Raw genomic sequence first — 13,845 nt, forward strand, 5'->3', positions numbered from 1 at the left:
ATCGATAACAATGCACCCAGGTCACGAAAATCAATAAGAATTGCTAATGGGGTCGATTGCTCTAGTAGTCAGGTTCGGTTTGGGATGAGGGTTTGATAGGTTTCTTCACATGTTTATCAATGTAGCTATCTATACCTGGGTTATCGTTGCATTTAATTGTACTGCCGGCGAAGGATAATATAGTTACCAGTGTTTTGTTGGTAGTAGAGCTGCAGTCGGCTTTTATGGCTAGCTCTTTTTGGAATTTTTCGTCTTCAGTTTCAAATGGGTCCACGTTAGCCGCCGGTAAATTTGGCGATATCCGTGATTTTCGATATTGCTGGGCTTGCCTTTGAACAAACTCTTGATTGGCTTGAGTTGAATAATTTTCTAGATGCTGTTTTGCTAGGTCCATGGAGGTTAATTTCGGACCTTGCATGATCGAGGGTGTATCTTCTGTTGCTAGTTGATCTGCTTGTGGCATAGATAGCGTTGGGAGTTGCGTTTCGCTGGTCTCTGCCACTTTGTCTAACTCAGTCTCTACCACTTCCTGTTCCGCTGGAGTTGGCTCAGGAATGTTATCTATGTTGCTCTCTTTGAGCGGGTCTTCAACAATTTCAACTACTTCATCAATTTCAATTGGTAACTCGGGTGTGACCTCTATAGAGGCTTCACTATCGATGATGAGAGCCTCGGTTAGCTTCGGCGGTGGCGGATAAAAGACCAGTTGGGCTTGTATCGCCTTAATGTCATCAGGCGACTTCGCAAGCTTGGTTTTGCTGTTTAGCTTGTACACAAGCAGACCGAGAACCAGATGAATAACTAGTGAAACTAATAGTATTGGATACAGCGACGGACGAGTCGTTGCAGCGATGTCTATCCTAGTTCTGGCAAATTCCATTCGGCTACTTTCAGTTATTAGTGCTCTGCATAGAGTGCCGAGCCGGTTAATAGTTCCCCAAGGATGCTCCAATTTAGACGTTACTCGGCGTGCTGATTGACAGGCAGCGCGAGCGATTATTTCGCAGTCTACTAAGTTGGTGCAAAAAGCAGTCTGCGCACTATATTGGTGCATTTAATTGTCTAAATATTCCGCCTATTCTAACTAACTGTATGAAAAATAATGAGTTTAATTTATGGCACAAGACTTGTTCTATGAAGGTAACGTTTGAAAAATAACAATAATCACTGGGAGCAACATAATGAAATTAGTTACAGCGATCGTGAAGCCTTTCAAGCTTGATGATGTCCGTGAAGCAATTTCCGAAATTGGCATTGATGGCTTAACTGTTACTGAAGTTAAGGGCTTTGGCCGTCAAAAAGGACATACTGAACTGTACCGCGGTGCAGAGTATCAAGTGGATTTCCTGCCAAAGGTTAAGCTGGAAATTGCAGTACAGAATGATCACGTTGAACGCTTAGTTGAAGCCATAGTTGGTGCGGCAAAAACCGGCAAAATTGGTGACGGAAAAGTATTCGTTTATGACTTAGAGCATGCCGTGCGTATTCGTACTGGTGAAACTGACGGCGAAGCCATTTAGTAGTTTAGGAGATCATCATGGAAATCACTTTCGAACTAGGGTATGCACTAGATACCTTTTACTTTCTAATTTGTGGCGCATTTGTAATGTGGATGGCTGCAGGTTTTACCATGTTAGAAGCCGGTTTAGTCCGCGCTAAAAACACCACCGAGATATTAACTAAAAACGTCTCCTTGTACGCAATCGCGTGTATTATGTACATGGTTTGCGGCTATGCAATCATGTATGGCGGCGGCTTTTTCCTAGAGGGTATTACAGCAGACGGCGCGACTGGTATCGCTGAGCCTGCTGGCTACGCTCCATCTGCAGATTTTTACTTCCAAGTAGTGTTTGTTGCTACCGCCATGTCTATCGTTTCAGGCGCCGTTGCTGAACGCATGAAGTTATGGGCATTTTTAGCCTTTACCGTAGTATTAACAGGCTTCATCTATCCCATGGAAGGTGCTTGGACATGGGGTAACGGTGTTGCTGGCAGTATGGGTGAGTGTGGTGTGTTTGGCTTGTATTCACTTGGTGGTATAGAAGAAGGCGCGTGTGCAGGTATTACCTCGTTCAATTGGAGTGATTTTGCTGGCTCAGGTATCGTCCACATGGCAGGCGCAGCCGCTGCTCTAGCTGGTGTATTGGTGCTTGGGGCTCGTAAAGGCAAATATTCTGCAGATGGTAAAGTAAACGCCATCCCAGGTTCAAACTTGCCATTAGCTACCTTGGGGACATTCATATTATGGATGGGATGGTTTGGCTTTAATGGTGGTTCAGTATTAGCCACAGCAAGTGTTGAAAGTGCAAACAGTGTTGCCGTGGTTTTCATGAACACCAATGCTGCTGCAGCCGGTGGTTTAGTCGCAGCCTTAATCCTAGCCCGAGTGTTGTTCGGTAAAGCTGATTTAACCATGGCATTAAATGGTGCCCTGGCAGGTTTAGTGGCGATTACCGCAGAGCCTTCTACTCCAACACCTCTACAAGCAACCCTGTTTGGTGCTTTAGGTGGCTTGGTAGTAGTAGGGAGTATCATCGCGCTAGACAAACTTAAAATAGATGATCCAGTGGGTGCGATTTCAGTTCACGGTGTAGTGGGTTTACTAGGTCTATTGCTAGTTCCTGCTACCAATGATGGTGCTGATATCGTGGGTCAGTTAGTTGGTGCATTGACTATCTTTGTCTGGGTCTTTGTCACTAGCTTAGTGGTATGGATGGCACTTAAAGCTGTTATCGGTATCCGTGTTAGCGAAGAAGAAGAGTTTGAAGGTGTTGATTTGAGCGAGTGTGGTTTGGAAGCTTATCCAGATTTCACCGGTGGTCGTTCATGAGCCATTTATAGTCAGGGAGAAGATGGGCGTCGAATAATAATAACAAAGCCCCATCATTCTTACATTTACTAAGCCCCTATAAGGGGCTTTTTGTGTTGCGGCGGGATCAAAATCGGAGATTTTGCTTTTCTGCTCATGCCCCTAGGCGTATGCTGTATCTATATGATTTCAGTGAGTAAGTTATAAATATGCCAATCGCCAAAATTATCGCCACTTTTGCCATCTTCAGTTCTCTTTCTGTCAGCGCCTACGACCGTATTACTGGTGAGACTTTTGCCTCACGATCTGAGGTGATCGCGGCAAATGGTATGGTCGCCACGAGTCAACCATTGGCGACTCAAGTGGGGTTGGATGTGCTAAAACAAGGCGGTAATGCCATAGATGCGGCCATCGCCGCCAATGCGATGCTAGGGTTGGTGGAGCCTACTGGTAATGGTATCGGCGGTGATTTATTTGCTATTGTATGGGACGCTAAAACCCAACAACTTTATGGGTTAAATGCCTCTGGTCGCTCGCCGAAATCGCTGACCCTTGAATACTTTAAAGAGCAGGGCATGAATAAAATCCCATCCCATGGGCCGCTACCGGTGTCGGTACCGGGAGCAGTAGACGGTTGGTTTGAACTGCATGGCAAGTTCGGTTCATTACCGATGACGACGTTACTTGCACCGACCATTGACTATGCCAAGAAGGGTTTTCCGGTAACCGAGCTAATAGCTTGGTACATGCAGCGTAGCGTACCGATTTTGAGCAAATTCGATGGTTTTAAAGAAACGTACATGCCAAATGGTGCTACCCCCCAAAAAGGTCAAATATTTACCAACCCGCATTTGGCAGTGACTTTGGAAAAAATAGCTACCGGCGGGCGAGACGCCTTTTATAAAGGTGATATTGCCAGAAGTATTGCAGCGTATATGAAGGAACAAGGCGGATTTTTAAGTTATGAGGATTTAGCCAGTCATACGTCTGATTGGGTCGAACCTGTTTCAACTAACTACCGTGGTTACGATGTGTGGGAGCTACCACCAAATGGTCAAGGCATTGCCGCTTTACAAATTCTTAATATTCTTGAGCAGTTTGATATTGAAGGTATGGGCTTTGGTTCTGCAGAATATATTCATACCTTTGTTGAGGCGAAAAAATTGGCCTTTGAAGATCGCGCCAAATATTATGCCGACCCAGAGTTTAATCAGATACCTGTCGATTGGCTCATTTCCAAGGAATACGCTCAGCAACGTGTAAAGTTAATGGATGAAAACAATGCGGCGAAGCGCATCGATGCTGGAATTAACCAAGGTGATACTATCTATCTGACTACAGCTGACAAAGACGGCAATATGGTCTCACTGATCCAATCCAATTATCGCGGCATGGGCTCAGGAATGACGCCAACAGGCCTGGGATTTATCTTACAAGACCGTGGCGAGATGTTCTCGCTGGAAGAAGGCCACTTCAATGTGTTTGCACCGGGTAAACGCCCATTTCATACTATAATACCGGCATTCGTAACCAAAAATGCTAAGCCTTGGTTAAGCTTTGGCGTGATGGGCGGTGGCACACAACCGCAGATGCACGCCCAAATCATTGTCAATTTGATTGATTTTGGAATGAACTTACAAGAAGCTGGTGATGCACCACGAATATTACACAGTGGCTCAAGTGAACCCACCGGGGAGCGCATGTTAGACGGTGGCTATATAAGTCTTGAAAGCGGTTTTTCGGCCAAAGTCCGCCGACAATTATTGCACAAAGGTCATGTGCTGACCGATGTGTCAGGCAGTTTTGGCGGTTATCAAGCTATTCTGCATGATGCTAAAAATGGTGTATATTATGGCGCTTCGGAAAGTCGCAAAGACGGACAAGCAGCCGGTTATTAAGCCCTTAACTAAGTAGAAATAGAAACCCATATGGCACAAGCACAAAAAGGCATCTGCGCAGAAGCAAATCTGCATGCTCAGTATCTCATGTTCAACGTTATCGATGACGACGCTCAGGTGATCCGTGCCAAGCTTGCGCATATTCTCAATGTGTTTGAACATTATGATGAAGAGCATTATGAAGCCATGGTGTCAGGGGTTATCGCTATTGGCAGCAGTTATTGGAGTGAGCTGTACCCAGGCTTATTGCCATTAGAGTTAGCCCCTTTTCCGGATATGCAATGTGAAGATCGCAATGCGCCTGTTACACCCTGTGATATTTTTATCCAAATTCGGGCGGACCGAGCCGATGTGTGCTTTGCCATCGGTTGCGAAGTCTGCGAGTTGTTGAAGGGCCACGTAGAATTATTTGAAGAGATTAAAGGCTTCAGATATCTCGATGGACGCGATTTGATGGGCTTTGTGCATGCAAATGGAAATCCCAAAGGGATGCGTAAGTTTGATGTGGCAATTGTCGGAGATGAAGACCCGGATTTTCGTGGCGGCAGTTATGTTCATGTACAGCGTTATCGCAGCAATATTGGCAGTTGGCAGAGGCTACCGCTGAAACAACAAGAAGATATTATGGGGCGCAGTAAAGAAGATAACGAGCCCTTGTCAGCAGAAGACATTGCACCTTATGCGCATACTAAACGTTCTGCGGCTGAAGATATATGTGGTAAACCAATCGAACTTCTTGAGCAATCTATGCCTTATGGAGATATGAGTACAAAGGGATTGCTTTTTGTGTCTCTGGCAAACAGTCCCAAACCATTTACTAGCATGTTGACCAGTATGATATTTGGCGACCAAAATGGCAATTATGACAAATTACTCGATTATACTTTTGCCGAAACTGGCGCTGCTTTCTTCGCGCCGTCATTAACCTTTATTAAAGCCAACAAAGACCTTTAGTTTACGCTCTGATGATGCTGGCCTTCAAGCAACTAATCTAATGGCGCTTAAGCTGAAAATGGCTTTCTGGCCATGCCTGCTCGCACTGCGCCATACACTAGCATGCTAAACCCAATAGCTACGGCAAACATGATGGCATGCACACTTTGTTGCTGGGTAAATATACTAGCAACCAGCCACACCACTGCACTCACACCTGCATATACACTGAGGATAAATTTTGCGTGAGATTGGATATGTGCCGATTTGCTCTTGTAGATAGCTAGAATCAAAATCAATGCAATCAGCGGAATGATGACAACTTGCTGAAGGGCGAGCATAGAGAGCAAATACGCACCAATTGCGCACCCACGGGCTGCATTGGGGTGTTTTTTTAAGGTTTTTAATAGACGTTGCAAGGCAATTGCTCCAGCAGTGGAAATGGTTTTAATAATATTCATGCTGCCATCAACCCTATGCAGGGACAATAAGACCATGGTCTTACAAGGCTAGGGCGCCATCCCAATCATCAGGCATTTGATCCATTTTCACTCGGTGGCATTGTTCCATATGGTGAATGATTAAGCCGTCTTTAGGACTGATAACCAATGCTTGTTGAAAGCAATCAAGTGCCTTATCCCAATCTCTATTGATCCGGGCCCCTATCCCTTGCTCAATTAGATCTGCAGTGGCTAGCTTCTGTTTTAATATATCATCAGGTAGGTGGTTGAGGATTTCATAAACTTCCACCGGCGTCTTTCGACCTTTAACTCTAACCCAATCGAGCATGCGATAAGAGAACCTTCCTTTGGCCTCCGCGGTATCCAGTATTTGCGCACTGGCGATGATATCGGCACCTAGCTTAGGCGCGAGGGCTTCGAGTCGGTAGGCAATGTTAACACTGTCGCCAATAACGGTGGTGTCCATCCTATCGTCTGAACCCACTGTACCAATAATGACCGGGCCAAAGTGCACACCCACGCCAATATTTACTGGAGGATACCCACTGTTGTGACGGTGTTGATTGTAAACGTTCAGGGCATAACGTAAGTCAACCGCAGCGTTCAAGGCGTCGATAGCTTTGTCTTTGTTGGTGCCCTTGGGGTGGTCAAACAGTGCCATAATGGCATCACCGATAAATTTATCGATAAAGCCACTATTTTGATGGATAGGGTCATTCATCCGCAAAAAATATGAGTTCAAGAATTTCATTAATTCTTGCGGTGTCATATTCTCCGACAAGCCAGTAAAGCCCCTGATATCACAAAATAAAATGGCCACTTCATCTTCATCTGCTCGGCCTAACTCTAAGGTATCAGAGCCATGCTTAGCAAAATGATCGACAAACTGTCGAGGAACAAATTTTTGAAAAGTCTGGGTTAAACGCAAGGCTTCGTCGGCTTTATTTAAAAAGCGCAAATCAGCTTCATCGGCTCTTTGCGTGCTTTGTACTCGACTTTCCAGATCATCGGTTTGCGGAGTATCAGATTGTTGGGCCTTTAGCCGTTGATTTAAACGCGCCACAGCAATGACCAGTACCACAATAATGGCCAGTAGAATCAAAGTAATGGGTTGAGTAAATTGTTCCAACATTCGCTCGCTAGTTACATAAAGTTGCTAATTGTATTTTATACAGCTTAGCAACTTATTGTTTTATTTAAACCTTTAGCCTATTCCTCTATTTAGAATTAGGCAAGCTTGCTCAATACCTTTTCTGCTATAGCAAGGGTTTGCTCAACAATTTGCGGCGTATGCACAGCAGAGACAAAACCGGCTTCATAGGAGGCAGGGGCTAAATATACACCCGCATCAAGCATGCCATGGTAGAAACGATTAAACATATCAGTGTCACAATTTATCGCTTGTTGATAATTAGTAACCCGTTCGATGTCAGTGAAAAACAAACCGAACATGCTACCAGCATAATTCACTGTCATCGGGATCCCATGAGCATTAGCAATTTTCTTAATGCCTTCAGCAAGGGTTTTAGCCGTTTCAGCTAACTGCTCATACAAGCCCGGTTGTTGGATTTGCTCCAGAGCAGCAAGACCGGCAGCCATAGCGACAGGATTGCCTGACAAGGTGCCAGCTTGGTAAATCGGTCCTGTAGGGGCAATTTGGCGCATAATCTCAGCCTTACCACCAAATGCGCCTACTGGCATGCCGCCGCCAATCACTTTACCTAAGCAAGTCAAATCGGGTTTGATATTATAATGGGCTTGGGCACCGCCCAATGCCACGCGAAAGCCGGTCATCACTTCATCAAAAATCAGGATACTTTTGTACTTATCGCAGATATCCCTTAAACCCTGTAAAAAACCATCAATAGGCGGAATGCAATTCATATTTCCTGCTACAGGCTCGACAATAATACAGGCTATTTCGTCACCGTATTGCTCGAATGCTTTGGCGACACTGTCAATATTATTAAACTCCATGGTCAGAGTGTGCTTGGCAAAATCTTCTGGGATACCAGGCGAGCTAGGTACGCCAAGGGTCAGAGCCCCGGAGCCCGCTTTGACCAATAAAGCGTCGGCATGACCGTGATAACAGCCTTCGAATTTGAGAATTTTGTCTCTGCCTGTGGCACCACGAGCCAGACGAATAGCGCTCATGGTGGCTTCAGTTCCAGAATTGACCATCCGCACCATTTCCATCGAGGGGACCAACGAATGAACCATTTCGGCCATGCGCACTTCTGATTCTGTGGGGGCCCCGAAACTCAATCCATTGTGCGCCGCATCAATCACGGCTTGACGAATTTTAGGATTGTTGTGGCCCAGCACCATAGGTCCCCAAGATAGCACGTAATCGATGTATTCTTTACCATCGGCATCATACAGATAAGGGCCGTCGGCCTTAGCGATAAAGGGGGGGGTGCCTCCAACGGCCTTGAATGCTCGCACAGGAGAATTGACGCCGCCAGGAATGTGTTTTTGGGCTTGTTTAAACAGTTTTTCAGATGTTTGCATAATAATTTAATACTTCTTTAGCGTTTTGAACTATACCAATGTACGTCTCTATCGTATTTAGAGACCAACTTTTCTACCCCTAATGTCAAAGCAAACAGAGCCATTCTGACTAATACACCATTATCAGTTTGTCTGAATATGGCTAAATTAGGGTGCATATTGAGATCATTATCCAGCTCGTTAGCGTCGGCTCTCGAGTCTCGGGGCAATGGATGCATGATAACGGTTTTGGATTGAAAGTGTTTGGTATAGATAGATTGATTTAAACGGAATTTTCCGCGGTATTTGTTGGCTTCTTCTTGGCTATCAAAGCGCTCTTCTTGAATCCGAGTTTGATAGCAGATATCTACATCCAAACTACCTTCCAACTGCTCGGTGACATTGACTTGATGCCCAGCTTTATGCAAAACCTCAAGCACGCTATCGGGCATGGCAAGTTCTTTCGGTGAAATAAGAGTAAATCGTACGTTTTTGAACAAACTCAACAACTTAGACAATGAGTGCACCGTTCTACCGTACTTCAGGTCACCAATCATGGCGATATGAATACCATCGATAGTGCCACCATGGTATTGCTGCTCCTTGCTGATGGTGTACAGATCTAGCAGTGCTTGTGTGGGATGCTCATTTGCTCCATCACCGCCGTTGATCACCGGAACCCGACTGCCTTCGGCAAACTCGCTCACCGAGCCTGACTGCGGGTGGCGCATAGTAATAATATCAGAGTAGCCACTCAACACTCTGGCGGTATCAAATAGAGATTCCCCTTTAGCTAAAGCAGAACTACTCATGCCAGTGGTTTCACGGACTTCCCCTCCGAGTAGATTAAAGGCAGTGCCAAAACTGACTCGCGTGCGGGTACTGGCCTCAAAGAATAAGTTACCTAAAATAGCCCCATCCAACACTTTAGTGCGCTTTTGACGCATGGCGTATGGGGTCATCTGATCGGCAACATTGAAAATGGTTTGAATGGAATCGCGGTCGAACTGGTTAACCGACAGAATGTGCTGGCCTGTAAAATTCATCGTACACCCTTAGTTGTAATAGCAAGGTAAAACAATGCGAATGAAAGTAGTGTAAAGACGATACTCTCAGCCCTTTTTCTGGCACGAGAGTCTAGCAAAAAAAAGCGTAAGTTGAACGAAAAATCGCTAGCTTTTTGCCAACCTAATAATGCTAGCCGCTGTCTTTGGCAAATTCTGCCAGACAGCCTTGTAGTACTATTGGGTTATAGGATTTGGCATAGCGGGAAAGGGCTTGGCGTTGACTCATATCCTGGCCTACCTTCAAGGTATCGCCGGTTCCGGTTAGATAACGAATGCCACACATCTCTGCAAGGGTATTTTGATCGTACCGAGTGGTATCGATTCCGACCAATTTAATCGTTTTATTGGTAAACGCCAGCAGGCGAAAATCTTGCTTTAATACAGCAGCATGAGCATCAATCTGAGCTTGCTGTTCAGATAAGGTTGAATATAGGTTTTGAGTGACGCGCGGATCCTCGGTCAGTTCCTGTGATGGCGCAGCTACCTGGCTTGTTTGCTCGGCAGTGCTAGACTTTCTACCGCAGGCAGTCAGGACCGTAATACCTAAGGCCAGCATCAACAAAGTGGTGTAAGTGCTGTTGCTGTTCATTCTGATTTACCCAGAGGAATTGAGTGTCCAGTACAGCTTAATCGCAGCATGCCTAATAAAGCAAGTAACCAACCTACACTGCCGCCACCACCAGAATTTGGTTCGGGATCTGGTAAAGGCACAGGTGTCACCGTGGGTTGCTGCACTGTGATGGTAAGGCTGGCAGAATCAGTTAGCAGATCCGGATCCTCGATATCATAATGAATCACTTCGGTTCCGAAAAAGCCCCGATCTGGGGTGTAAGTTATGCTGCCATCATTTGGGTTGAAACTGGCGCTGCCTTGACCACCATAGCGTATTTCAACAATTTTGATGTTGTCACCATCGGGATCAAAGTCATTTGATACTACAGTAAAGGTCTGTGGGCCGGAGTTTTGCTCAACAGATGCTGTTTCATTCACGGCAATCGGGGCATCGTTAACTGCTGAAACCTGCGCAATAAAAGCATAAATATTACTATCACTAACACTATCGTTGACTATCACGTTTATGCTCAGGGCACCGTTAAAATCCTGTTCAGGCCGAATGATATTGTTTTCAATGGTGTAATTAGCCCCTGGTATAAGGGTAAGGGTGAAATTGGACGGGTAATCTGAATCAGGGTCATCTACCGTTAAATCTGCGAACCCAATCGTAAACGTGCTGTCCTCGACCACAGTAAAATCAGTCTGGCCAGTAATCAAAGGTGCGACTGCGTTGTCGCTAGGCATGATGGTAAAGCTGCCAGGGTTCACTGCATAAAATACATTGTCACTGCACTTTATCATTAACCTAGCTACTTCAGTGCTGGTACTTGGCGCCGACACTTGCTGTTGTCCATCGTTTGGGGTGCCTGAGAGCAATGTTGACTCAAAGGTTCGATTGCCATCTGTATCGAGTAAGATATCCACTGCGGGGCAAGAAATTGGCGGCACATCAGTTGTTGCCACATTCCACCTAACGGTTTGATTCTCTCCACCTAGCCAGCGGGCTTGGGCAAGGGGCGCAGAAACTGCAAAGTCGGTGGTTGTGGGCTCAACACTGAGCGAAGCTTGAAGTGTATTTACCCCACCGCGACCGTCTCGGGCGATTAATTCAAAATTTAACTGACGTTGGGTTTGAGGGTAGGTTTCACCAAAGCTAATGCTATCGTTAAGGACATCAATCAGACGGGGAAAGTATCGACTGGATGATGACCTAGGTGAATAAGAGCGAAAAAGTGGATTGGCACCATTGTCGACGGCCATTTCCCCCACCGATTCAGTTGCGCCTTCAAAGCCGCCAGGGTCGATCTGATCCCAGCTATAACTCAGAAGGTCATTATCCGGATCAGTGACTTCAGCGCTCAGCACGAAAGGGGTATTGGCCGGGATAGTATGCTCAATGGGTTGACTGGCAATCACAGGAATGGAATTGCCATTGGACAATGTATTGCCGCAACTTCTACGGGCTAAGTTGGTTCTGATTTCTTCAATGGATGCACTGTGGAAATAGCCATCAGCGTCGTTTTGAATATTCTGACTGCCGCAAATACCTGCGTAAGACATAATCGTTGAACCGCTACCAGGCTCAACCGCCGAGTTTCTGGAGCGCTGGTCTGAAGTACATGAACTGGAATTGACCGCGTTGAAAGTATGTTCAGCAGCTAGTTGATGACCAAATTCATGTATTGCTAGCTGAATATAAAAACTTTCACCAAAAGGTCGACTGCTGCCGGTTTGGCCACGGGCTTTATAGCCATCTATACAAATACTCTGAATGGTGGCCAGCCCGCCCGAATCAGTGTTAACTAAATGGCCGATATCATAATTGGCGGAGCCGATTAAGCTGTCTATGGTTTGTTGATTTTTATCTAAGTCAACACTTGAATCATTTTCAAAAGGGTCGGTGGCTGCATCGGTGAAAATAATACGGTCGTTATTGGCTACCAGCTCAAACTGAATAGCCAAATCAGTAAGAAATATCTGATTAATCCGATTGACCAGGGTGACTAGTTCGGCCATTGCCTGGGCCTCACCGCCATTTGCCTGAGTATATTCTCCACTGGCGCTGATGGCTAAACGATAAGTAGTAACACTATTACCATTTGCTCTGGCGGCTCGTTGTGATGCTGGTTTAAATTGAGTATTAGCAATGGCAGACTCAGGGATACGCATATAATCTTGTTGGTTAATTTTTATCTGCTCGGGTATGACTTCATGTTTGCCAAAGTAACTGATGTATTGCTGCGTGTTGGCAATTTTGTCGTAGGTCAGAAACGCCCATTCATTTTGATAAGTAAACATGCCGCTTAGCCCCCTAGGGGACAAATTAAAGCGCCCGCGATTTTTGGGGTTAGCCACGTCCACCCCTATAAATGAGCGGATATCAGGGTATTTATCTGCCAATGCAGCGGCCATCACCTTGACTTGGCTCAGTCGATAGAGTTTTTGTTCACCATCGGGCATAGGGATGGCGAGCTCAAATTGAGCCGTCGTATCCTTCTGAATAGCCTGCAACGCGACTGGATTGATTTTCAGTTGGTAGCCTTGAGTTACGGACCGGCTAACTTGATTGCCATCTTCAGATTTTGCAGCCTGTGTTATCCATAGGGGCAAATCTTCTTGGTTAGCCGAAATGGCATAGGCGCTGTGTAAGGTCATCAAGGCAACTAAAGCGGGAGCCCAAAGCCGTGTAATTAAATTCATATACTGTCCAAATAAGCCCCAGGGCAAGGTTATAATTACCGTTATAGTGGTAATTTTAGATCATTTAACCTGAAAGCTAACTGAATAAACTCAATGTAATTATTTTCAGGCTCCATTGCTGTGTTATTTCCGCCAACTTATAGCGGCATACAATACCTGCAGGCCGCTGCCTATCAGGGTAATAGATGTTGTTCAAGAGTATCTGTTTTTATCATGTTTAAGATAAGATCTGTTGCTCGGGTCACTTCCGCCAGTTGTTGCTCATTTGACATGCTGTAGGGCAAACCCAGTAAACTGCGAAAATGGAAATCGCCTTTGAGTAAGTTGAAAAATGCGGTGGACCAGTAGTGAGCTTGTTGTTCAGATAATCTCAAGCTTGCATTACTTTGCATAAATTGACTGAGTAATTGCAGGCCATGCTGGGGTCCTGCGGCATAAAATAATTCTGCCACGTGAGGGTTGTTGGTCAGCTCACCTATGACAACACGATGCATTGCAATGGCTTGTTCATCTTGTAACAAGCTCATAGTTTGATTGCCAAAGCGGATCATAAATTGGCGAGGATCATCATCCGCCGCCGCCATGTATTCTTCGTCCAATTGATACTGTCGACATTTAAAGCCAATGACAGCGACAAAAAGCGCATCTTTGTTACTAAAATGCGAATACACCGTTTGTTTTGATACGCCAGCACGGTTGGCGACTAAATCCATTGATGTCGAGGAAAAACCTTGGCTTAAAAATAGTTCACTTGCAGCAAGTAAGATACTTTCGCGTTTTTCTTCACTTTTTGGGCGACCAGCTTTAGTTCCTACTTTATTGCCATATTTTTTGGTTTCTGACATGTACTTCAATACCTTACATACTTAACCTAAGTTCAGGCTAATCATTAATTTGACATCAAACTATTATCATACTGGACGGTCTAGTAT

At 45.3% G+C, this 13,845-nt stretch carries 12 protein-coding genes; 4 read left to right on the forward strand and 8 right to left on the reverse strand.

The features are described from left to right. Nucleotides 1–61 precede the first annotated feature (61 nt). Entirely contained in the window at nucleotides 62–880 is an 819-nt protein-coding gene (locus QR722_RS02775; RefSeq protein ID WP_286285228.1) for a hypothetical protein, read from the reverse strand. 301 nt (nucleotides 881–1,181) lie between these two features. On the opposite strand from QR722_RS02775, the gene QR722_RS02780 reads away from it, so the two are divergent. The 4 genes from QR722_RS02780 to QR722_RS02795 all read left to right on the forward strand — a co-directional run bounded on the left by QR722_RS02780 (nucleotide 1,182) and on the right by QR722_RS02795 (nucleotide 5,661). Further along, on the forward strand, nucleotides 1,182–1,520 hold the full coding sequence (locus QR722_RS02780; RefSeq protein WP_286285229.1) for a P-II family nitrogen regulator: 339 nt from the start codon (nucleotides 1,182–1,184) through the stop codon (nucleotides 1,518–1,520). Nucleotides 1,521–1,537: 17 nt separating this feature from the next. After that, nucleotides 1,538–2,830 (forward strand): ammonium transporter AmtB, encoded by a 1,293-nt coding sequence (locus QR722_RS02785; protein ID WP_286285230.1) that lies wholly within the window; start codon nucleotides 1,538–1,540, stop codon nucleotides 2,828–2,830. A gap of 188 nt (nucleotides 2,831–3,018) precedes the next feature. Beyond that, entirely contained in the window at nucleotides 3,019–4,707 is a 1,689-nt protein-coding gene (gene ggt / locus QR722_RS02790) for a gamma-glutamyltransferase (RefSeq protein WP_286285231.1), read from the forward strand. Nucleotides 4,708–4,737: 30 nt separating this feature from the next. After that, nucleotides 4,738–5,661 (forward strand): Dyp-type peroxidase, encoded by a 924-nt coding sequence (locus QR722_RS02795; RefSeq protein WP_286285232.1) that lies wholly within the window; start codon nucleotides 4,738–4,740, stop codon nucleotides 5,659–5,661. Between the two features lie 47 nt (nucleotides 5,662–5,708). Here the strand turns inward: QR722_RS02795 and QR722_RS02800 are convergent, their stop codons facing one another. From QR722_RS02800 to QR722_RS02830, 7 genes are all read right to left on the reverse strand, one after another. Next, nucleotides 5,709–6,101 (reverse strand): hypothetical protein, encoded by a 393-nt coding sequence (locus QR722_RS02800; protein WP_286285233.1) that lies wholly within the window; start codon nucleotides 6,099–6,101, stop codon nucleotides 5,709–5,711. Nucleotides 6,102–6,141: 40 nt separating this feature from the next. Then, nucleotides 6,142–7,233 (reverse strand): adenylate/guanylate cyclase domain-containing protein, encoded by a 1,092-nt coding sequence (locus QR722_RS02805; RefSeq protein WP_286285234.1) that lies wholly within the window; start codon nucleotides 7,231–7,233, stop codon nucleotides 6,142–6,144. A 95-nt stretch (nucleotides 7,234–7,328) separates the two neighbouring features. Then, nucleotides 7,329–8,612 carry a glutamate-1-semialdehyde 2,1-aminomutase gene (gene hemL, locus QR722_RS02810; protein WP_286285235.1) on the reverse strand — a complete coding sequence of 428 codons (1,284 nt, stop codon included), beginning with the start codon at nucleotides 8,610–8,612 and terminating at the stop codon, nucleotides 7,329–7,331. A gap of 17 nt (nucleotides 8,613–8,629) precedes the next feature. Then, entirely contained in the window at nucleotides 8,630–9,637 is a 1,008-nt protein-coding gene (locus QR722_RS02815) for an aspartate carbamoyltransferase (RefSeq protein WP_286285236.1), read from the reverse strand. A gap of 151 nt (nucleotides 9,638–9,788) precedes the next feature. Then, nucleotides 9,789–10,247, reverse strand: coding sequence for a hypothetical protein (locus tag QR722_RS02820; protein WP_286285237.1), 459 nt, complete (start codon nucleotides 10,245–10,247; stop codon nucleotides 9,789–9,791). Next, the gene (locus tag QR722_RS02825) at nucleotides 10,244–12,913 is read right to left on the reverse strand and encodes a reprolysin-like metallopeptidase (protein ID WP_286285238.1); all 2,670 of its coding nucleotides are present in this window, start codon (nucleotides 12,911–12,913) and stop codon (nucleotides 10,244–10,246) included. Before QR722_RS02825 ends, QR722_RS02820 begins: the two co-directional genes overlap by 4 nt. Before the next feature lie 173 nt (nucleotides 12,914–13,086). Further along, entirely contained in the window at nucleotides 13,087–13,758 is a 672-nt protein-coding gene (locus QR722_RS02830) for a TetR/AcrR family transcriptional regulator (RefSeq protein WP_286285239.1), read from the reverse strand. Nucleotides 13,759–13,845 lie beyond the last annotated feature (87 nt).

Source organism: Aliiglaciecola sp. LCG003 (assembly GCF_030316135.1).
Classification (GTDB): domain Bacteria; phylum Pseudomonadota; class Gammaproteobacteria; order Enterobacterales; family Alteromonadaceae; genus Aliiglaciecola.

Excerpts from the sequence above, each read along its gene's own strand:
- QR722_RS02775 (WP_286285228.1), bottom strand. The coding sequence starts at position 880 with ATGGAATTTGCCAGAACTAGGATAGACATCGCTGCAACGACTCGTCCG.
- QR722_RS02780 (WP_286285229.1), top strand. The coding sequence starts at position 1,182 with ATGAAATTAGTTACAGCGATCGTGAAGCCTTTCAAGCTTGATGATGTC.
- QR722_RS02785 (WP_286285230.1), top strand. The coding sequence starts at position 1,538 with ATGGAAATCACTTTCGAACTAGGGTATGCACTAGATACCTTTTACTTT.
- ggt (WP_286285231.1), top strand. The coding sequence starts at position 3,019 with ATGCCAATCGCCAAAATTATCGCCACTTTTGCCATCTTCAGTTCTCTT.
- QR722_RS02795 (WP_286285232.1), top strand. The coding sequence starts at position 4,738 with ATGGCACAAGCACAAAAAGGCATCTGCGCAGAAGCAAATCTGCATGCT.
- QR722_RS02800 (WP_286285233.1), bottom strand. The coding sequence starts at position 6,101 with ATGAATATTATTAAAACCATTTCCACTGCTGGAGCAATTGCCTTGCAA.
- QR722_RS02805 (WP_286285234.1), bottom strand. The coding sequence starts at position 7,233 with ATGTTGGAACAATTTACTCAACCCATTACTTTGATTCTACTGGCCATT.
- hemL (WP_286285235.1), bottom strand. The coding sequence starts at position 8,612 with ATGCAAACATCTGAAAAACTGTTTAAACAAGCCCAAAAACACATTCCT.
- QR722_RS02815 (WP_286285236.1), bottom strand. The coding sequence starts at position 9,637 with ATGAATTTTACAGGCCAGCACATTCTGTCGGTTAACCAGTTCGACCGC.
- QR722_RS02820 (WP_286285237.1), bottom strand. The coding sequence starts at position 10,247 with ATGAACAGCAACAGCACTTACACCACTTTGTTGATGCTGGCCTTAGGT.
- QR722_RS02825 (WP_286285238.1), bottom strand. The coding sequence starts at position 12,913 with ATGAATTTAATTACACGGCTTTGGGCTCCCGCTTTAGTTGCCTTGATG.
- QR722_RS02830 (WP_286285239.1), bottom strand. The coding sequence starts at position 13,758 with ATGTCAGAAACCAAAAAATATGGCAATAAAGTAGGAACTAAAGCTGGT.